This window comes from uncultured Shewanella sp. (assembly GCF_947495455.1).
GTDB lineage: Bacteria > Pseudomonadota > Gammaproteobacteria > Enterobacterales > Shewanellaceae > Shewanella.
Genome location: NZ_CANLZC010000105.1, coordinates 1 through 19463, shown reverse-complemented (window position 1 = coordinate 19463; position 19463 = coordinate 1). Strand labels below are relative to the sequence as shown.

General features: G+C 40.3%; 15 protein-coding genes. 13 read left to right on the top strand and 2 right to left on the bottom strand.

Going from position 1 to position 19463, the window contains the following annotated elements:
• Positions 1-428: 428 nt before the first annotated feature.
• Both gyrA and serC read left to right on the top strand, forming a co-directional pair.
• Entirely contained in the window at positions 429-3146 is a 2718-nt protein-coding gene (gene gyrA / locus Q0791_RS20445; RefSeq protein ID WP_299010576.1) for a DNA gyrase subunit A, read from the top strand.
• 150 nt (positions 3147-3296) lie between these two features.
• On the top strand, positions 3297-4388 hold the full coding sequence (gene serC / locus Q0791_RS20440) for a 3-phosphoserine/phosphohydroxythreonine transaminase (RefSeq protein WP_299010573.1): 1092 nt from the start codon (positions 3297-3299) through the stop codon (positions 4386-4388).
• 73 nt (positions 4389-4461) lie between these two features.
• On the opposite strand, the gene Q0791_RS20435 is transcribed toward serC, so the two are convergent.
• Complete coding sequence (locus Q0791_RS20435; protein ID WP_299010570.1) at positions 4462-5658, bottom strand: amino acid aminotransferase; 1197 nt, start codon at positions 5656-5658, stop codon at positions 4462-4464.
• Between the two features lie 438 nt (positions 5659-6096).
• Here Q0791_RS20435 and aroA point away from each other — a divergent pair, with 438 nt between their 5' ends.
• From aroA to Q0791_RS20395, 8 genes are all read left to right on the top strand, one after another.
• Positions 6097-7380, top strand: coding sequence for a 3-phosphoshikimate 1-carboxyvinyltransferase (gene aroA / locus Q0791_RS20430; RefSeq protein WP_299010566.1), 1284 nt, complete (start codon positions 6097-6099; stop codon positions 7378-7380).
• A gap of 204 nt (positions 7381-7584) precedes the next feature.
• Entirely contained in the window at positions 7585-8277 is a 693-nt protein-coding gene (gene cmk, locus Q0791_RS20425; protein ID WP_299010564.1) for a (d)CMP kinase, read from the top strand.
• 104 nt (positions 8278-8381) lie between these two features.
• Positions 8382-10049 carry a 30S ribosomal protein S1 gene (gene rpsA, locus Q0791_RS20420; RefSeq protein WP_299010562.1) on the top strand — a complete coding sequence of 556 codons (1668 nt, stop codon included), beginning with the start codon at positions 8382-8384 and terminating at the stop codon, positions 10047-10049.
• 78 nt (positions 10050-10127) lie between these two features.
• The gene (gene ihfB, locus Q0791_RS20415; protein ID WP_299010559.1) at positions 10128-10415 is read left to right on the top strand and encodes an integration host factor subunit beta; all 288 of its coding nucleotides are present in this window, start codon (positions 10128-10130) and stop codon (positions 10413-10415) included.
• Positions 10416-10537: 122 nt separating this feature from the next.
• Positions 10538-10813 (top strand): LapA family protein, encoded by a 276-nt coding sequence (locus Q0791_RS20410; protein ID WP_299010556.1) that lies wholly within the window; start codon positions 10538-10540, stop codon positions 10811-10813.
• Position 10814: 1 nt separating this feature from the next.
• Positions 10815-11975 carry a lipopolysaccharide assembly protein LapB gene (gene lapB, locus Q0791_RS20405; protein WP_299010553.1) on the top strand — a complete coding sequence of 387 codons (1161 nt, stop codon included), beginning with the start codon at positions 10815-10817 and terminating at the stop codon, positions 11973-11975.
• An 81-nt stretch (positions 11976-12056) separates the two neighbouring features.
• Entirely contained in the window at positions 12057-12752 is a 696-nt protein-coding gene (pyrF, locus tag Q0791_RS20400; protein ID WP_299010550.1) for an orotidine-5'-phosphate decarboxylase, read from the top strand.
• Positions 12753-12766: 14 nt separating this feature from the next.
• Positions 12767-13309: a DUF2058 domain-containing protein gene (locus Q0791_RS20395; RefSeq protein WP_299010547.1), complete on the top strand. Its 543-nt coding sequence runs from the start codon at positions 12767-12769 to the stop codon at positions 13307-13309.
• An 80-nt stretch (positions 13310-13389) separates the two neighbouring features.
• Here Q0791_RS20395 and Q0791_RS20390 read toward each other — a convergent pair whose 3' ends face one another.
• Positions 13390-14181 carry an EAL domain-containing protein gene (locus Q0791_RS20390; RefSeq protein ID WP_299010545.1) on the bottom strand — a complete coding sequence of 264 codons (792 nt, stop codon included), beginning with the start codon at positions 14179-14181 and terminating at the stop codon, positions 13390-13392.
• Between the two features lie 285 nt (positions 14182-14466).
• On the opposite strand from Q0791_RS20390, the gene Q0791_RS20385 reads away from it, so the two are divergent.
• The 3 genes from Q0791_RS20385 to Q0791_RS20375 all read left to right on the top strand — a co-directional run bounded on the left by Q0791_RS20385 (position 14467) and on the right by Q0791_RS20375 (position 19383).
• Positions 14467-17196 carry an ATP-binding protein gene (locus Q0791_RS20385; protein WP_299010544.1) on the top strand — a complete coding sequence of 910 codons (2730 nt, stop codon included), beginning with the start codon at positions 14467-14469 and terminating at the stop codon, positions 17194-17196.
• Between the two features lie 134 nt (positions 17197-17330).
• Entirely contained in the window at positions 17331-18713 is a 1383-nt protein-coding gene (locus Q0791_RS20380) for a L,D-transpeptidase family protein (RefSeq protein ID WP_299010541.1), read from the top strand.
• A 121-nt stretch (positions 18714-18834) separates the two neighbouring features.
• Entirely contained in the window at positions 18835-19383 is a 549-nt protein-coding gene (locus tag Q0791_RS20375; protein ID WP_299010538.1) for a DUF882 domain-containing protein, read from the top strand.
• The last annotated feature ends 80 nt before the right edge of the window (positions 19384-19463 follow it).

Sequence of the window (19463 nt, the reverse complement as noted above, 5' to 3'; positions counted from 1 at the left end):
GTTCCCAAATAAAATCAACTTCCTGGGAATCACCTGTGAGTAAAAAAACTGGGGATTCATCAGTCACGGGTATATAAAGAGAGAATGACAGAAAAGGCACTGCTGACAGCCTTGAGTGAGTGCTATTTTTGAACACGATTAGTGTGGCGAGTATCTGTGTTGGTAAAATAAAGATTGTCGTCGAGGGTGAGATAATGGGTTCTTTATTGGGGGGGGGGCATTGCGAGCGATTGAAACGGCCTTTATTGTGTTTAAATTAAACGATCAAAATACACAGCTTTCACTTATTTAAAATGAACACTAATTAGGCCTAGCGACAATCAATAACTGTGTTAGAATGTCAAATCACGTTTTCAGGCTCGGCAATGACTTAAGCTCTCATTTTAGGGACAAAGTTGTCAGCTATTTATCAGGAGATCGAGCAGTTTATGACTGATCTGGCTTCATCTATAACACCCATTAATATTGAAGACGAATTAAAAAATTCATACTTAGATTACGCCATGAGCGTGATTGTGGGTCGAGCATTGCCCGACGTGCGAGATGGCTTGAAGCCTGTGCACCGTCGTGTGCTATTTGCTATGAACGAACTAAAAAATGATTGGAATAAGCCTTATAAAAAGTCGGCTCGTGTCGTTGGTGATGTGATTGGTAAATATCACCCCCATGGCGATACTGCTGTATATGATACGATTGTTCGTTTAGCACAGCCTTTCTCTATGCGTTATACGCTCGTTGATGGTCAAGGTAACTTTGGCTCTGTTGATGGCGATTCAGCGGCGGCCATGCGTTATACCGAAATTCGTATGGAGAAATTGGCGCATCAATTGTTAGCTGATCTTGACAAAGAGACGGTTGATTTTGTACCTAACTATGACGGTACTGAATTTATTCCTGATGTGTTACCCACGCGCGTGCCTAATTTATTAATTAATGGCTCGTCGGGTATTGCTGTAGGAATGGCAACCAATATACCGCCTCATAATTTAAATGAAGTGGTTGCGGGTTGTTTGGCGCTCATTGCCAATCCTGAATTGAGCATTAGTCAGTTAATGGAGTATATTCCTGGCCCTGATTTTCCAACGGCGGCTATGATTAATGGTCGCAAGGGCATTGTTGATGCCTATCATACGGGTAAAGGCCGCGCGGTAATGCGTGCGAAAACGGAGATTGAAACCGAAGATAATGGTCGTGAGCGTATTATCGTTCATGAAATTCCTTATCAAGTGAATAAAGCGCGTTTGATTGAGAAAATCGCTGAATTAGTCAAAGACAAGAGAATCGAAGGCATTTCAGGACTTCGTGATGAGTCTGATAAAGACGGCATGCGTATTGTCATTGAAATTAAACGCGGTGAAGTGGGTGAGGTTGTACTGAATAACCTCTATGCACAAACACAAATGCAATGCTCTTTTGGTATTAACATGGTGGCATTGACCAATGGTCAGCCTAAATTGTTTAATTTAAAAGAAATGTTAGAGTGTTTTATTCTTCACCGCCGAGAAGTGGTTACTCGTCGTACTGTGTTTGAATTACGCAAAGCGCGTGAACGTGCGCATATTTTAGAGTCATTGGCTGTTGCTTTAGCCAATATCGATCCTATTATTGCGCTGATTAAGTCCTCTCCCACCTCTGCGGAAGCAAAGGTGAAATTAACCTCACAAGGTTGGGCGTTGGGCAATGTTAAAGATATGCTTGAGAAAGCCGGTGATGATGCCGCGCGTCCTGAATGGTTAGAGCCTGAATTTGGTATTCGTGATGGTCTGTATTATTTAACAGAGCAGCAAGCGCAAGCGATCCTTGAACTGCGTTTGCATCGCTTGACTGGGCTTGAGCATGAAAAAATCCTTCAAGAATATGATGAGTTATTAACCGTTATTGCAGGGTTACTGTTTATTTTAAGTAGCCCTGAGCGTTTGATGGAAGTCATCAAGGAAGAGTTAGAAGAAATTCTTGAGGTGTATGGTGATGCTCGTCGTACAGTGATCAACGCTAATGAAGTGGATATGAGCCTTGAAGATCTCATCAATGAAGAAGATGTGGTTGTCACCTTGTCCCATTTAGGGTATGCAAAATATCAACTTTTGAGTGATTATCAAGCGCAGCGCCGTGGTGGTAAAGGCAAAGCGGCTACTAAGGTCAAAGATGAAGATTTTGTTGAGAAACTACTGGTGGCGAATACCCATGATACCATTTTGTGTTTCTCTGACTTTGGCAAAATGTATTGGTTAAAAGTATACCAGCTTCCCCTTGCTAGCCGTCAGGCGCGAGGTCGACCTATTGTCAACTTATTACCGCTTTCTGAAGGTGAACGCATTACCGCTATTTTACCGGTAAGAGAATATGAAGATGATAAATACATCATCATGGCGACGTCACATGGCACCGTGAAGAAAACACCATTAACGGCCTACAGTAATCCAAGAGCTAACGGTATTATTGCTGTTAATCTTAAGGATGGCGATCAGTTGATTGGTGTGGATATCACTGATGGTAATGATGAAATCATGCTGTTTTCTGATGCCGGTAAAGTGGTGCGCTTTAATGAGAAAGTGAAAGACTCTGAAACGGGTGAGGTAAAGCGGGATCCTGAAACCGGTGAAGAAGTGCTGGCACTTCGACCTATGGGGAGGACCGCTACAGGTGTCCGTGGTATTCGCTTAGAAGAAGGTCAAAAAGTGGTGTCGCTGATTGTGCCCAAAAATGATGGCGCTATTTTAACGGTAACTGAAAATGGCTTTGGTAAGCGGACATTATTGGAAGAATATCCCGCTAAAAGTCGTGCGACCAAAGGCGTGGTTTCTATTAAGATCAGTGAGCGTAATGGTGCCGTAGTCGGTGCTGTTCAAGTGTGTGAAAATGATGAAATTATGCTGATCAGTGATAAGGGAACCTTGGTGCGTACTCCCGCCACTGGTGTATCGACTATTGGCCGTAATACACAAGGTGTGACCATTATTAAAACGGCCGCTGAAGAAAAAGTGGTCGGCTTGCAGCGGATCGATGAAATTCAGACCGATGATGCTGAGTGCCCTGATAATGAAGGCGCACAAGAAGAAGTAGTCGAGGAGAATACTGAGATCAATGAGGTTGAGGTGATAGATAATGATACGCCTAAGCCCGATCCGAAAGTGAATGAAGAGTAAAGCGTGAATGAGCATAACGGGCGTCCAATAGGACGCTCGTTTTTTTTAGCTTATTATTCTTTAGTTTATATTGTTTCGTTTATAGTGTAATACACTCATTGTTAGCAAACGAGCATTGAGTGAGTATTTTAGTCAAAGAGGAAGAGATCAGTGAGCACTATTTATAATTTCTGCGCAGGGCCTGCCATGTTGCCTCAAGCGGTAATGCAAAGAGCGCAAAGTGAGTTACTTGATTGGAACAATCAAGGTGTATCGGTCATGGAACTCAGTCATCGAGATCCAGTCTATATTGCGTTAGCAGAGAAAGCGGAACAGGACTTACGTGATTTAATGGCCATTCCTGATGATTATCATGTGTTATTTATGCATGGTGGCGGACGGGCACAGTTTGCCGCAGTGGTGAATAACTTTCTTGGTGATGAGGGGCAAGCCCTCTATTTAGTGGATGGCAGTTGGTCTTCAATCGCTGCCGACGAAGCGGAAAAGTTAGTCGGTAAGACGCATATTGATAGATTGAATATTGTGAATAAAACGGCTGAAAACAGTCACGTTGAATTGCCCAATTTACATGGGATTAAAAAAGACTATCGTTATGTACACTACTGCCCTAATGAAACAGTCGATGGTATTGAAATTTTTGATGAGCTTGATAGCCCTTGGCCTGTAGTGGCTGATATGTCTTCAACTATCATGTCTCGTGAAATTGATGTGAGTCGCTATGGGCTTATTTATGCGGGGGCTCAGAAAAATATTGGCCCATCGGGTTTAAGTATTGTTATCGTGCATCAAGATTTATTAACCTTGCCCAGCTTACCTCAATCATCGATCATGGATTATCGTTTAGCAGTAAAGCATGGCTCTATGTACAATACACCGCCCACTTTTGCTTGGTATCTAGCAGCAAAAGTGTTTGAATGGTTAAAAGATCTAGGTGGCGTGCCTGCTATTGCTGCGGTGAATAAACAAAAAGCGGCTTTGCTTTATGAATACATTGATGGTTCTGATTTTTATTTGAGTAAGGTCAGCGTTGAAAACCGATCGAATATGAATGTGACTTTTTATTTAACCGATGAAGAGCTTAATAGTGAATTTTTGACTCAGGCTAAGCAAGCAGGATTAGTGGCATTAAAAGGCCACCGTATGGTGGGTGGAATGCGAGCCAGTATTTACAATGCCATGCCACTTGCAGGCGTTCAGGCTCTGGTTGCGTTTATGGAGAAGTTTGCCGCTGAGCATGGATGACAACTTTATTGGTTGACATATAAAAAGCTTCATCATGAAGCTTTTTACTTAAGCGTGTAATTTATTCAAGTACTTACTCTTCAAGCACTTTGGCAATGGAGGAAGCAAGATAGTCCACATTGCCTGCAGCGATCCCTGCAATGCTGATACGGCTTGAGTCCACCATGTAAATACTGAATTCAGTTTGTAATCGTTTGACTTGTTCAGGTGTAATGCCTAAAAAAGAAAACATGCCTTTTTGTTGGGCAATAAAACTAAAATCACGTGTGACCCCTTTTTCTTTTAGTTTTTTAACAAGCATACTGCGATTACCATTAATACGGTTGCGCATTTGAGCCAGCTCTGTTAACCACTCTTGAGTGAGCTCTTTTGAATCGAGTATGGTTTCAACTATCGCGGCGCCATGAGCAGGTGGCATAGAATAGATACAACGAATAACATATAACAGCACAGAGAACGCCACATCGGCGCTGGGTTGATCTTTTGCTACAATCGAGCAAGCACCAATGCGTTCACGGTATAAACCAAAGTTTTTAGAGCATGAACTGCATAAAATTAAATTATCGACATTAGCTGCCATTTGACGCACGCCATAGGCATCTTCATCGACACCTTCTCCAAAACCTTGGTAAGCCATGTCTATCAGTGGTGTAAAACCAACATCTTTCGTCAAAGTGATAATCTCATCCCATTGTGAGGGAGTGAGATCCATTCCACTTGGATTGTGACAGCAAGCGTGGAGTAAGACGACATCGGTGGGATTGACTTTTGCCAAAACGGCTTTCATTTCGTCAAATTTAAGGGACTTATTATCATGATCGTAATAGGGGTAAGTCTTGACTTTAATGCCAGCTGCTTCAAATAATCCATTATGATTAGCCCATGTGGGTGAGCTGACCCAGATTGTTGCGTCGGTTCGACAGCGTTTAATAAAATCTGCTGCAACACGAAGCGCACCTGTGCCTCCTGGTGTTGAAACGGTACGAATACGATTAGCTTGTAACGCAGGGTTATCATGACCAAATGCTAATTTCGTCATTAAATCGTTAAAATGAGCGCTACCTGTTGGACCTATATAGACTTTTGTGTCTTCAGTTTCAAAGCGATGACGCTCAGCATGTTTGACACAATTTAAGATCGGGGTATGTCCTGCTTCATCTTTATAAACGCCGACGCCTAAATCAACTTTATTAGGATTGGGATCGAGTCTATATTGCGTGAGTAATCCTAAAATGGGATCTGTAGGCATAGCGTTAAGCGTGTTGAACATAGCTTATTCTACCTTTCTTATTATGCGGGCCAAGGGCCTATGAATGAATATGTCACCAGCATAACGTAAATAACAGGGAGAATGACAGCTCGAATGCATTTTTTACATCATTTCGTGTGGAAGGGAAAGCTGCCATTCAATGGAAGAGTGGAACCGAGGAGTGTGATATGACGTGAAAAGGTGGATAAAAAACAGCCAGCAAAGGGGGTTTTTGGCTTAAATGAGGGCATTTTAGCGAGATTGATTTAATAAAGTGCAATAAAATGCAGAAAAATGTTGAATCCTTGCTCGGGATCAGTAATTTTATAGCCACGAAGTTTAAGTTTGGCCTTGTGGAGCTCATTTTGTCGTGGTGACTCGTTTGATTGCAAGCCTAAACATCTATTGTTAACTCGTATCCATGTTTATTGGATTGCCCATTTAAAGAAGAAGTGATTAATGAAACAGCTACGTCTAGAGCCAATTAGCCATATTCAAGGCCAAGTGAATATTCCTGGCTCAAAAAGTATTTCTAACCGTGCCTTACTGCTTGCGACATTAGCAAAAGGTACCACGACATTAACGAATTTACTCGACTCTGATGACATCAAGTATATGCTGACGTCGCTAAAACAGTTGGGAGTGAACTATCGACTCTCAAACGATAATACCGTTTGTGAAGTGGATGGTTTAGCTGGAGCGTTAAATGCGAACCAAGCACAAACATTATTCTTAGGCAATGCTGGCACTGCTATGCGACCTTTATGTGCAGCGCTGACATTAGGGCAGGGCGAGTTTACTTTAACGGGTGAACCGCGTATGGAAGAACGCCCCATTGGTGATTTAGTTGATGCGTTAAGACAGTTAGGTGCCAATGTGACTTACCTTAAAAATGAAGGGTTTCCACCACTGACCATTAATGCGACTGGTCTCAATGGAGGGGATGTGGAAATTGCTGGGGATTTGTCAAGTCAATTCCTAACGGCTTTATTGATGGTTGCGCCATTGGCTAAGAGTAGAGTGGCTATTAAGATAAAAGGTGAATTAGTATCTAAACCTTATATTGATATCACTCTGGCTTTGATGGCACAGTTTGGCGTCACAGTGGTGAATAATGATTATCAATCTTTTGTTGTGGAGTCGGGGCAAGCGTATGTGTCTCCCGGTAAAGTGTTAGTGGAAGGTGATGCGTCTTCGGCTTCTTATTTTCTTGCAGCAGCAGCCATTAAAGGCGGTGAAGTTACAGTTACAGGTGTGGGTAGAAAGAGCATTCAAGGTGATGTGAAATTTGCTGATGTGCTTGAAAAAATGGGGGCTGATATTGAATGGGGTGATGATTATATTATTGCTCGTGGATCGCCATTAAAAGCGGTTGATCTCGATATGAATCATATTCCCGATGCGGCCATGACGATAGCCACGACAGCGTTATTTGCCTCCGGTACGACTCATATTCGAAATATTTATAATTGGCGCATAAAAGAAACGGATAGATTAGCGGCAATGGCCACCGAATTACGTAAAGTTGGGGCCATTGTGGATGAAGGGCAAGATTATATCAGCGTGACTCCTCCAAGTGTGATTAATACTGCGGATATTGATACTTATAATGATCACCGAATGGCAATGTGTTTTTCACTTGTTGCGTTTGCTGATTGTGGGATCACCATAAATGATCCTGAGTGCACCTCTAAAACATTCCCTGATTATTTTGAGCGCTTTGCTTCCCTTGTACAAGGTTGATGTAATTGTATCAATACATTGAGGGAACCTGAGTGTTATTTTATGGTCTGAACATGAGCAATTTAATGAGAATTTGGGTGTGATACTTTTCAAAAGCGGTAAAAACTAAATAAAGTTTTTACCGCTTTTGTTGGCAAAATAGTTTATACTTCGCGCGCTCATTTTCAGTAGCTTCACGGAAGGTGGTTTTTGCGGAGGAATTTTATGTCAGAACGGGCTCCTGTTGTCACGATTGACGGCCCTAGCGGTGCAGGGAAAGGTACCATTAGTCAGTTACTTGCTGAAAAATTAGGCTGGAAACTGCTTGATAGTGGTGCCATATATCGAGTATTGGCATTGGCCGCTATTCATCATAATGTCGCATTAGATAATGAAGAGGCGATAACATTACTGGCTGCGCATTTAGATGTGCAATTTTTACCGGGCAATGAGAATAAGGGGATTAAAGTCGTTCTAGAAGGTGAAGATGTGTCGACAGCCATTCGAAGTCAAGAGTGCTCTGATGCAGCGTCAAAAGTTGCCGCATTTCCTAGAGTTAGAGAGGCTTTACTGCGACGTCAACGCGCCTTTAATGAAGCACCAGGCCTCATTGCCGATGGACGCGATATGGGAACGGTCGTGTTTCCTAATACACCTGCGAAAATATTTTTAACGGCTTCTGCAGCTGAACGGGCCCAAAGGCGCTATAATCAGTTGCAGGACAAGGGCTTCGATGTTAACATTGATCGCCTTTTATTGGAAATAGAGGAACGTGATAAGCGTGATATGAATCGTGCTGTTGCCCCTTTGATCCCAGCCGATGATGCTTTGGTTATCGATACATCTGGAATCGATATAGAAGGTGTCGTTGACTTAGTGTTAGCGCATATTGAAACAAAATTGCCAGTATTGAGCTAATGTTAGCTTAATACATCATCATTCACTCGCAAGGATGCAGTGAATTATTGTACTGACTCCACGTCTAGGACGGACTGTGGTTTATTAAATAAAGTAACTTAAACATGACTGAATCTTTTGCTGATCTATTTGAACAATCCTTACAAACTCTAGAGTTTCGTCCTGGTTCTATCGTTCGCGGTGTGGTTGTTCGCATCGAAAACGGTACTGTACTGGTTGATGCAGGTCTTAAGTCTGAAAGCCCAATTCCAGCTGAGCAGTTCAAAAATGCACAAGGCGTTCTTGAAATTGCTGTTGGTGATGAAGTTGATGTTGCCCTTGACTCTGTTGAAGATGGCTTTGGTGAAACACAACTTTCTCGTGAAAAAGCTAAGCGTCATGAAGCTTGGATTGTTCTAGAAAAAGCGTATGAAGATGCTGAAACTGTAATCGGTATCATCAATGGTAAAGTGAAAGGCGGTTTCACTGTTGAATTAAACGGTATCCGTGCATTCTTACCAGGTTCTTTAGTTGACGTTCGCCCTGTTCGCGACACTGCTCACCTAGAAAACAAAGAACTAGAATTCAAAGTAATTAAGCTTGATCAGAAGCGCAACAACGTTGTTGTTTCTCGTCGTGCTGTTATCGAGTCTGAAAGCAGTGCTGAGCGTGATGCACTTCTTGAAAACCTTCAAGAAGGTCAATCAGTTAAAGGTATCGTTAAGAACTTGACTGACTACGGTGCATTCGTAGACTTAGGTGGTGTTGATGGTCTTCTGCATATCACTGATATGGCTTGGAAGCGTGTTAAGCACCCATCTGAAATCGTTAATGTTGGTGACGAAATTAACGTTAAAGTGCTTAAGTATGACCGTGAGCGTACTCGTGTATCACTAGGTCTTAAGCAACTAGGCGAAGATCCTTGGTTAGAAATCAGCAAGCGCTACCCAGAAAACACACGTCTAACGGGTCGCGTAACCAATCTAACAGATTACGGTTGTTTCGTTGAAATCGAAGAAGGCGTTGAAGGTCTTGTTCACGTTTCTGAAATGGATTGGACTAACAAGAACATTCACCCATCTAAAGTGGTTAACTTAGGTGATGAAGTGGAAGTGCTAGTCTTAGACATTGATGAAGAGCGTCGTCGTATTTCTCTTGGTCTTAAGCAATGTAAGACTAACCCATGGGATGATTTCGCAGAGCGTTTCAACAAGGGTGACAAAGTATCTGGTAAGATCAAGTCAATCACTGACTTTGGTATCTTTATCGGTCTTGACGGTGGTATCGACGGTCTGGTTCACCTTTCTGATATTTCTTGGAATGGTAATGGCGAAGATGCCGTTGCTGAATACAAGAAAGGCGATGAAATCAATGCTGTCGTTCTTTCAGTTGACCCAGAGCGTGAGCGTATTAGCTTAGGCGTTAAGCAAACTGAAGACGATCCATTCAACGCATACCTTGCTGATAAGAAGAAAGGTGTTGTTGTTAATGGTGTTGTTACAGCAGTTGACGCAAAAGGTGTTACAATTGAACTAGCTGAGACTGTTGAAGGTTACCTTCGCGTTTCAGATATTTCTCGTGAGCGCATCGAAGATGCATCAACAGTTTACTCTGTAGGTGACAAAGTCGAGTCTAAGTTCATGGGCGTTGATCGTAAGAATCGTACTATCAGCCTATCTATCCGTGCGAAAGATGAAGCTGAAGAAAAAGAAGCAATGGCTAGCTTGAACAAGCAAGATGAAGTCGTCATGAGCAGTGCGATGGCTGAAGCGTTTAAAGCAGCTCGTAAATAAATCATCGCCTGAAGTTCGGGGGTGGCTGTTTCACCCCTGTTAGGTGACTGTGTTTGGCTTGATAATAGAGGGTATAGGATGACAAAATCCGAACTGATCGAAAAATTGGCCACTAGGCAGTCGCAGCTGTCGGCTAAAGAAGTGGAAAGTGCAATAAAAGAAATGTTAGAGCAAATGGCACTGACATTGGAAGCTGGAGACAGGATCGAGATCCGTGGCTTTGGCAGTTTTTCACTTCATTATCGTGCGCCTAGAATAGGCCGTAATCCAAAAACAGGTACGTCTGTTGATTTGGATGGAAAGTATGTTCCGCACTTTAAGCCAGGCAAAGAACTGCGCGAACGTGTTGATGCTATTAACGCGTAATTTACATTGCCTTAAAAGCCTCCTTTAGGAGGTTTTTTTATGCCTAAAACTTATGTAACGCTAGCTACTTAGTGAAAATTCTTAGATAATTAGATTATCTTGGAGCGTATAGGGAGTGTAACGTGAAGTCTTTTATTATTGCAGTTGTTGTAGCTGTATTATTTTTCTTAGCGTTAGTGTTTGGTGCCAGAAATGAACAAGTTGTCACTATTAGCTATTTTATTGCGCAGGGTGAGTTTAGGTTGCCTGTTGTTTTAGCCGTGGTTTTTTTATCGGGGTTTATACTGAGTTGGATCTTTGCTATTTATCATATACTGAAATTAAAGTTTGCGTTACGTACGCTGAATAAAAAGTGTGAAACATTAACCCTTCAAAATAGTCAGGATATAGACGCTTAATATGCTTGAAATATTGTTTCTGTTATTACCCATAGCTGCAGGCTATGGATGGTATATGGGACGAAGAAGTGTAAGACAAAATCAGAGCAGCCAGCGTAAAAAATTGAGTCGAGATTATTTTACGGGTTTAAACTTTTTACTCTCAAATGAATCAGATAAAGCGGTCGATCTGTTTATCACTATGTTGGATGTGGATGATGAAACGATTGATACTCACCTTTCTTTAGGATCTCTATTTCGTAAACGTGGTGAAGTGGACAGGGCCATTCGTGTGCATCAGAACTTGATTGCTAGGCCGCATTTAGCGCTTGAGCAACGTGATATTGCGATGATGGAATTAGGTAAAGATTACCTCGCTGCTGGTTTTTATGACCGAGCTGAAGAGATTTTTATCAATTTAGTGAATCAAGAAGAGCACAGTGATGAGGCAGAGACAGAACTTATCGCGATTTATCAAATCACCAAAGAATGGCAAAAGGCCATTAATATTATTAAAAAACTGACACGCAAGCGGCAGCAAGCGTTGAAATCTATTTGTGCGCATTTTTATTGTGAGTTAGCTGAAGAAACTGATGATAGCAATAATCAGAAACGCCATTTGGATGCGGCATTGAAGCAAGATGCTAAATCTGGACGCACCTTATTGATGTTGGCTGAGTATTATCAAACATCGAGTCAATTTAATTTGTGCAAGAAAACATTAGAAAAACTGTTATTAGCGGATGTCGATTTATTTGCTGATGGGCTGACAATCGCTAAAAAGGTCTATTGTGATAGCAAAGATATGGATGGATATGTCGAATTATTACGTCAAGCCGTGTCACTTGGGGCCGGTGCAAGTGTGACGATTTCACTTGCGCAAACTATGATAGAAAAGGGATTCATTGAAGATGCTGAAACCTTAGTGCTTGAAGGCTTATATCGTCACCCGACAATGAAAAGTTTTCAGCATTTAATGAATATGCATTTAAAACAAGCGGAAGACGGTCAAGCAAAGCAAAGTTTATCTATGCTTGAAAAGCTTGTTGAACAACAAATTAAGTATCGCCCTGGCTATCGCTGCGGTGAATGTGGTTTTCCTTCTCATCGGCTATATTGGCATTGTCCTTCTTGTAAAAATTGGGGCAGTATTAAGCGTGTTCGAGGGCTAGACGGTGAGTAGGCCTGTAAAAATGTTTGTCTTAGCCAGAGAAGTGAATAGTAAGGTTAGCTTGAGTATAACGGTAAGAGGTTTAAAAAGAATATGATTGATACACCTATTTTGGTTGCGCTTGATTATGATAATAAAATTGAGGCATTGAGGCTAATCGATCAACTTGATCCTAAGATGTGTCGATTAAAAGTAGGCAAAGAGATGTTTACTTTATTTGGTCCTCAACTCGTGACTGAAATACATCAACGTGGATTTGAATTGTTTCTTGATTTAAAATTTCATGATATTCCTAACACAGTCGCTAAAGCAGTCACTGCTGCAGCTGAGCTGGGTGTGTGGATGACGAATGTTCATGCCAGTGGCGGCTTAGCTATGATGCAAGCGGCTAAACAGGCTCTTTTGCCTTATGGCGAAAAAGCACCATTGTTGATTGCGGTGACAGTGCTGACATCAATGAGTGATGCAGAGTTAGCCTTATTAGGAATAACATGTCCTGCAGCTGAACAGGTTACTCGGTTGGCAAAACTGACCCAGCAAGCAGGGCTTGATGGGATTGTGTGTTCAGCAAGAGAAGCACAAATAATGAAAGCCACATTTGGTCAAGATTTTAGTTTGGTGACACCAGGGATCAGGCCCCTTGGCAGTGAAATTGGTGATCAGCATAGAGTGATGACGCCAGTTGAGGCTATCGCTGCTGGCTCAGATTACTTGGTGATTGGCAGGCCCATTACAAAGGCGAAAGATCCTTTGCAGGCACTAGAAACAATATATCAGTCATTAAAATAAACGAGACATTATTCATGGTAAATCCATTTCAAGAGCAGCTGTTAAAAGCTGGTTTAGTCAGTAAACAAAAAGTGCGTGATACAAAAACGCAAAAGCGAAGAGATAAAAAAGCCAAAATAGACGACGGCAGCGAGGCATTAAAAAAGGATATCGCTTTACAAAAGCTTGCTCAGGCAGAAAAAGATAAGGCGCTTAATGAAAAACGTTTTAAAGATGCCACAGAAAAGGGCTTAGTACGAGGGTTAGTGACAGAATTTAAGCGCTTAGCGGTAACTGTGCCTGAGAGTGCCGAGATTAAATTCAATTTTACCTTTAATAAAAAAGTCTTGTCCTTATACCTTACTGAAAAGCTGCAGGCTGAATTATTGACGGGACGGTTAGGCATTATTCGCTATGAAGAGCATAGTTATTTAGTCCCTCATAAATTAGCAGAAAGGGTGAATTTATTAGTGCCTGATTGGGTCGGTTATTTATGGGAGGAAAATGACAATAATACGGATGTTATTGAAGATGATCCCTATGCTGATTACGTTATTCCTGATGATTTAATGTGGTAAATACTGCAACATAACGGTCAAAAAATGAAAAGAGCGGCGCTGTATTGCTACCTTTCAGTGCGGCGAGTATAGCGCTGTGTTTAAGCTGTGTGACGATTGTGGTTGTGTTGCGTGGGCAAAGGAGCGAGGACATGTGTGAGTGAGCCGATTTGGGGCTTAGCAAATAGGTAGCCTTGCATATAACGGATCCCTAATTTTTTTAAGGTCCAATATTCCATCATGGTTTCGACTCCTTCGGCGAGTAACATAATGTTTAGTTGATTACAGGTGACAATAATGCCTTGAATAATTGCTTTTTTGTATTTATCTTTGTCGACATTTTCCACGAGAGACATATCGAGTTTTACCACATCAGGATGGATTTTAACGAGCCAGCTGAGACCTGCATAACCTGAGCCAAAATCATCAATGGCGACTTTTAAACCATTTTCTTGATAATATTGCCGTAACTGTATCACTTTATTGAGATCGATAATTTCTTCAGATTCTGTTAATTCTAAAACAAGTTGTGTTTTTGGAAAATTAAAATGGTTTGTTAATTGTTCTAAAGATTGCATGTGTAAAGCGGGTGATTTCACCACATTTGGACAGAAATTAACAAAAAGTTGGCTTTTTAGATGTAATGCGACTGCTGTTTGGATGGCTCTGAAACGGCATTGTTGGTCAAATTGATATTGATGACAAGCATCGACACTGGATAAAACCTCTTTAGCTGATTCACCTAATTCCCCTCTAACCAGTGCTTCATATGCAATGATTGTATGCTTAAAGATATCGATAATGGGTTGAAAGGCCATTTTAATCTTAAAGTTTCTAATGCTTTGTTGTCGTGTCAGTTTCCTTGGATGGGTGCCATTTGATCTTGAGTCCATACGATACATTCCATGGAAGATGAACCTTGAAGATAGGTTCACTGTGTTCGATTGAGGATAGTCTAAGAAAAATCATTACTGTCTCCAATATATAAGTGTAGTGCAAGATAGTGTTTTTGATTGAGCAAAATGGCTTTGATCCCCTTTCACTGATAAATCTGTTCTACACTCAAGATATGTATATTGGAAGTCGGCTTCAGTGTGAAGTCATTTGTGGTGTTTTATACTAATGATAAGCATGCACATTTTACCTTTTTATTCCCACTTTAATTAAATAGGAATGTTATGAACTGGCTGAATAGGATTTCAATAAAGGCGAGATTATTGCTACTTGTTGTTTTTCCTTTGACTTTTTCGGCTATTTTAGCATTAATTGAAGTGAATTATTTACTTGAGCGTACGTCTCATTTAAAAGTCCTATCGGTGCAGTTAACTATGCTATCAGATATCTCAGACAGCATTGAATTGGGGCATAAAATGAGGGTGGCAAAATTAGAAGGTGAAGTCGCAAATGCCGATGAAATAAGAAGCGTCTTATTCCAAATTCGGCAGAAATTGAGTCAGAGCACACTCCATCGTTCATCTACTCATAATGAGCATAGTGTTAATACGAGTGATACATTGAATGAAATTGTTTTAGGTTTATCCGAAGCCTATGATGAATACCCTCAAGTCGTTAAAGAAGATGTTCAAGAGTGGTCGTTTTGGGTGTTTGATTATTTAGCGGAACTGATTTTACTTTATGAAAAACAGCCTATTTACACAGGGGTTGAGAATTTAGAGCAACAGGTTCGAATAATGTACCAGCTTACATGGATATTATTTTGGGATTATGAAGCTGATTGGAGTTTTGATTTAGAAAGAGCGTTTCCTGAGCTTAATATGGAAGATGAGTTAATCAGTTTCAAGAATAAACAACAATTATTTATTGATAGATTTATCACAATTAGTGCTGATCCTGATCAAATCAAGTTACTGTTAGATACTTTTAGCTCTAAACCTTTTATTGAGGCACAATCTTTTAAACAAAGAGTGGCTAAAGCTGGATTGTCAAGTATTCCACAAGACGAGATAGACTCAGGTATCCAAGCATTAAATACTCGATTAGTGATGTTATCTGATGGCTTAAGAAGTGTTATGCAGACTCTCAATAATCAAATTTATATCGAATCAAGGAGTTTTGAATATCGAGCTTATTTTTATACTGCACTTATTTTACTCATTTTACTCATTATAGGGCTATTAGGTTTTTCATTAATTAGACGTATTCTTTTTTATTTATCCAATGTGTTAGAAACGATGCAGCGCATTGAAGAAACCCATGACTATTCAATAAAGATGTATAATGATGGTCATGATGAGTTGAGCCAATTTACTTTTAAGTTAAATAATTTACTCGAAGAACGTTACTTGAATGAGTCTAAAATTGTGCAGGCAAGAGAAGAAGCCGAGCAAGCAAGTAAAGCTAAAAGCTCTTTTTTAGCCAATATGTCTCATGAGATAAGAACACCTTTAAATGGTATTATCGGCATGTCTGAAGTCTTATCTGATACGCATTTAACGCCGACTCAACTTGATCATGTGAGTGTCATTGAAACATCTTCTCAAACTTTACTTATTTTGATTAATGACATCCTTGATTTATCTAAGATAGAATCAGGAAAGTTATCTATTGCGACTCATTCATCAAATTTTCGCGAAGTTATTTATGATACATTATTGATTGTTGTGCCTAAAGCCGTGGCTAAATCCCTTGATTTGAAAGTGAACATACCACCTCATTTACCTCATAGTTTAATGTTAGATGAACATAGATTACGGCAGATACTGATGAATTTAATGTCTAATGCTGTCAAATTTACTGATTTAGGATCGGTGACGGTCGACATTGATTTTGTAGCGATATCCAGTGAAAAAATATTATTAACGGTATCAGTGATCGATACTGGAATAGGGATTGAAAAGGCTCAGCAAAAAAAGATTTTTCAGCCTTTTACACAAGAAGATGGGTCTATTACACGTCGTTTTGGTGGTACAGGGTTAGGACTGACCATTAGTGCTCAACTCGTTGGTTTGATGGGAGGGGAGATTTATGTTGACTCACAGCAAGGTGAAGGTAGTCGTTTTTATTTTAGTATTGAGGTGAATGTAGAGTCTCATCAGCCCGTTGTGCCTAAAACACTTCATCATCAAATGTTAATATTGATTAGTAATCACGTTGAATTTAAGGAGGGAATATTAAAAGAAATCACACTGTACGGTTTGGATGTGACTCGTTCTGTTGAGACAATTCAAGAGCTTGATATTGATGATACTTCGTATGCTAAATCGCCTATTATCTTATATTGCTATGTTGACTTAACTCAAGCGAAAGAGGAGCTGAAGGTATTAAGAGCGCGTTTTCCGGCATTACCTGTAGTTATGTGCCAATCTTTAATGTCTGAACGCTTTGATTTTGGAAAAACAATTGATGGTTTAATTACTGTGCCTATTCTAGGACAACGCTTTATTAAAGCGTTAGTTAATGCGCATTTTACTCATGGGGTAAATACAACAGATACTATAGATACAGATACTGCACAGGTAAATGATAGCCCTTCAAAGGTGGAACAAGTTAGTGAATTTAATGATAAACGCCTTATTTTAGTGGTAGAAGATAACCTTGTTAATCAAAAAGTGGCAACCATGCTCTTAAAAAAAGGAGGTTATGATTATGATATCGCAAATAATGGGCAAGAAGCTGTGGATAAAGTGCGTTCGGGTGAGCAGTATTCGGTTATTTTAATGGATTGCATGATGCCGATTAAAGATGGTTTTCGTGCGACAGAGGAGATCAGGGCTTATGAGAAAGACAATGGGATGAGTCCTGTAGCAATTATTGCCTTAACCGCCAGTGTATTAGATGAAGATATTCAGCATTGTTTTGATTGTGGCATGGATGATTATACGGCCAAACCTTTTAAGAAAGAGCTATTATTAGCTAAAATAGATAAATATATTCAATTGCTTAAATAGATTTTATTAGATGCAGCATTTTTAAGAAAATATCAGCAGTAGAGAGTCGCTTCTACATTTTGTCACAGACAGTCGTTTAATCTTTGTCATACTTAAGTTGTAGCCCTTTAGTTGTAGCTGATGGTGGTTGTGTGATGTTTAAGCGAAGTACTTTAATAACGTTTCTGCTGATTAACTTTCTCTCTATGTCACTGTTTGCAAAAGATCGCGCACAATTAGCCCATCAAGTGATCGTTGATCATATGTTACTTTTATCACTTGTTGATTCGAATCGTCTTTTTGATGACTATTATTTATTGCTTGAAAATAACGATACTGTTTTTCAAGGAGCATTAAAAGACAGCATCGAATCGGAAGTGGCTCATTATTGGGAAAGTAAATCGATCCCTTTAAAAGATCCTCATTTTAGGCAGAAAGCCGATCCTTATCAACGGGCTGTGGGTCTTGAGCCTCATCTTGATGATTTTTTGTTTTTAATAAACCATATAAAACATTTTATATGGTTAGAAGAGTCTTATGCTTGGCCATTACTTTCTTCGACTCGACTGATTAAGCAAGGAGATAAAGATCCTGTGCTTAATCATATTGGATGGCGATTATGGTTATTAGGTGATTTGCCTGACTCAGACATGATAGAAACCCAATATACGGCGCAATTGGTGAGTGCAGTGCAGGCATTTCAACAGCGTCATGGTTTAGAAGTAGACGGTGTTATTGGTCCTGCGACTTTGAGGTGGTTAAATGTGAAGCCTCGCGATAGGGCGAAAATGTTAGCTGAAAACTATGTTAAAAAACATACTTTTTTGGCTGTTCGGGAGCCACAATATATTGTGGTGAATATTCCAGGGTTTGACATGCTACTCGTTGATAATGGAAAAGTCATGTTGGACTCTAGAGTGATTGTCGGTATGCCTTCTCGCCAAACGCCTTTATTCAGCAGCGAAATCACTAATGTTGTTATTAATCCCAGCTGGCGAGTACCAAAGCGGATTATGTATCGTGATTTATTGCCCAAAATTAGGCGTAATGGTTTGTATATTAATCAAGGTAATTATGAAGTTTATGATCGAGACGGCCAAAGGTTACTTCGAACGCCGTCTCAATGGAGTGATATTGCTAAAGGTGCCTTCCCCTATCGTTTAGTGCAAAAGCCAGGAGAAAAAAATACCTTAGGGCGTTATAAATTTTATTTACCTAATGACTTCAATATTTATTTACATGACACAGCAACGCCTAAATTATTTCAAAAGGCCAATAGGGCACTATCATCTGGATGCATTCGAGTTGAAAAAGTTAAACTTTTGGCTGATTGGATGGCAGAGCATTTGGTAAATGATAAAAAAACATGGCAACGGATGCAAATGCAACGAGAAGAAAGTCGCTGGTTTTCCCTGAAGTCATTTTTGCCTGTTCATTTAGTTTATTGGACATCTTGGCTGGATAAAAAGGGGAAAGTTCAATATCGATCTGACATCTATAATCACCAAAAAGCCCCGTTACTCTCTATTGCTCATTAGGCCCTAGCCTTATTCAATAACTTATAAAATAGAATGTTAAAAAAAACCATATTGCTTGCTTTGTGAGCAGTTAAAGGGTAGTTTCTTTGCTGTTGTTTATTTATTGTTCTGTGGGGGTTCAGTGTCTGTTGTATGTTCAGCTCGAAGACAGTTATTATTAGGGCTTGGAGGAGCTGCCGCGTTTTCGGTTCTGCCCAAAAAAGCCAATGCTAGTCGGTCCACAAAAGGCGTAAGAACCTTGAGTTTTTATAATCGTCACACCGGAGAGCGTGAGCAAGGAAGTTATTGGATTGATGGAGCTTATCAAACTAATATTTTAACTGAGTTTAATCAAATATTAAGAGATTTCAGACAAAACGAGGTTATTCCGATGGATAAACGTTTGTTTGATTATGCTTTTAACCTTCAAAATGCACTTAATGTGAAGGAAGAGATCCATATTATTTCTGGTTATCGCTCACCGAAAACTAATGCTCTGTTGGCAAGAAGAAGCAGTGGTGTAGCAAAACACAGTTATCATATGAAAGGTATGGCGCTCGATCTTGCTTTACCGGGCGTAAAGCTGGCAGATGTGAGAGAAGCGGCCATGTCATTGAAACTGGGTGGAGTAGGTTATTACCCTAAATCAGGGTTTGTGCATATTGATACCGGTCCTGTACGGCATTGGTAGTAGTATACCCGTGACTGAGGGATCCCCACTTTTCTGGCTCATAAACAATGAATACTGATTGTGAAGTGAGCCAAGTTATA

Coding starts and splice junctions, on each gene's coding strand:
- Q0791_RS20390 (WP_299010545.1), bottom strand. CDS start 14,181: ATGGACTCAAGATCAAATGGCACCCATCCAAGGAAACTGACACGACAA.
- rpsA (WP_299010562.1), top strand. CDS start 8,382: ATGACTGAATCTTTTGCTGATCTATTTGAACAATCCTTACAAACTCTA.
- Q0791_RS20395 (WP_299010547.1), top strand. CDS start 12,767: ATGGTAAATCCATTTCAAGAGCAGCTGTTAAAAGCTGGTTTAGTCAGT.
- Q0791_RS20380 (WP_299010541.1), top strand. CDS start 17,331: ATGTTTAAGCGAAGTACTTTAATAACGTTTCTGCTGATTAACTTTCTC.
- aroA (WP_299010566.1), top strand. CDS start 6,097: ATGAAACAGCTACGTCTAGAGCCAATTAGCCATATTCAAGGCCAAGTG.
- Q0791_RS20435 (WP_299010570.1), bottom strand. CDS start 5,658: ATGTTCAACACGCTTAACGCTATGCCTACAGATCCCATTTTAGGATTA.
- pyrF (WP_299010550.1), top strand. CDS start 12,057: ATGATTGATACACCTATTTTGGTTGCGCTTGATTATGATAATAAAATT.
- cmk (WP_299010564.1), top strand. CDS start 7,585: ATGTCAGAACGGGCTCCTGTTGTCACGATTGACGGCCCTAGCGGTGCA.
- ihfB (WP_299010559.1), top strand. CDS start 10,128: ATGACAAAATCCGAACTGATCGAAAAATTGGCCACTAGGCAGTCGCAG.
- gyrA (WP_299010576.1), top strand. CDS start 429: ATGACTGATCTGGCTTCATCTATAACACCCATTAATATTGAAGACGAA.
- Q0791_RS20385 (WP_299010544.1), top strand. CDS start 14,467: ATGAACTGGCTGAATAGGATTTCAATAAAGGCGAGATTATTGCTACTT.
- lapB (WP_299010553.1), top strand. CDS start 10,815: ATGCTTGAAATATTGTTTCTGTTATTACCCATAGCTGCAGGCTATGGA.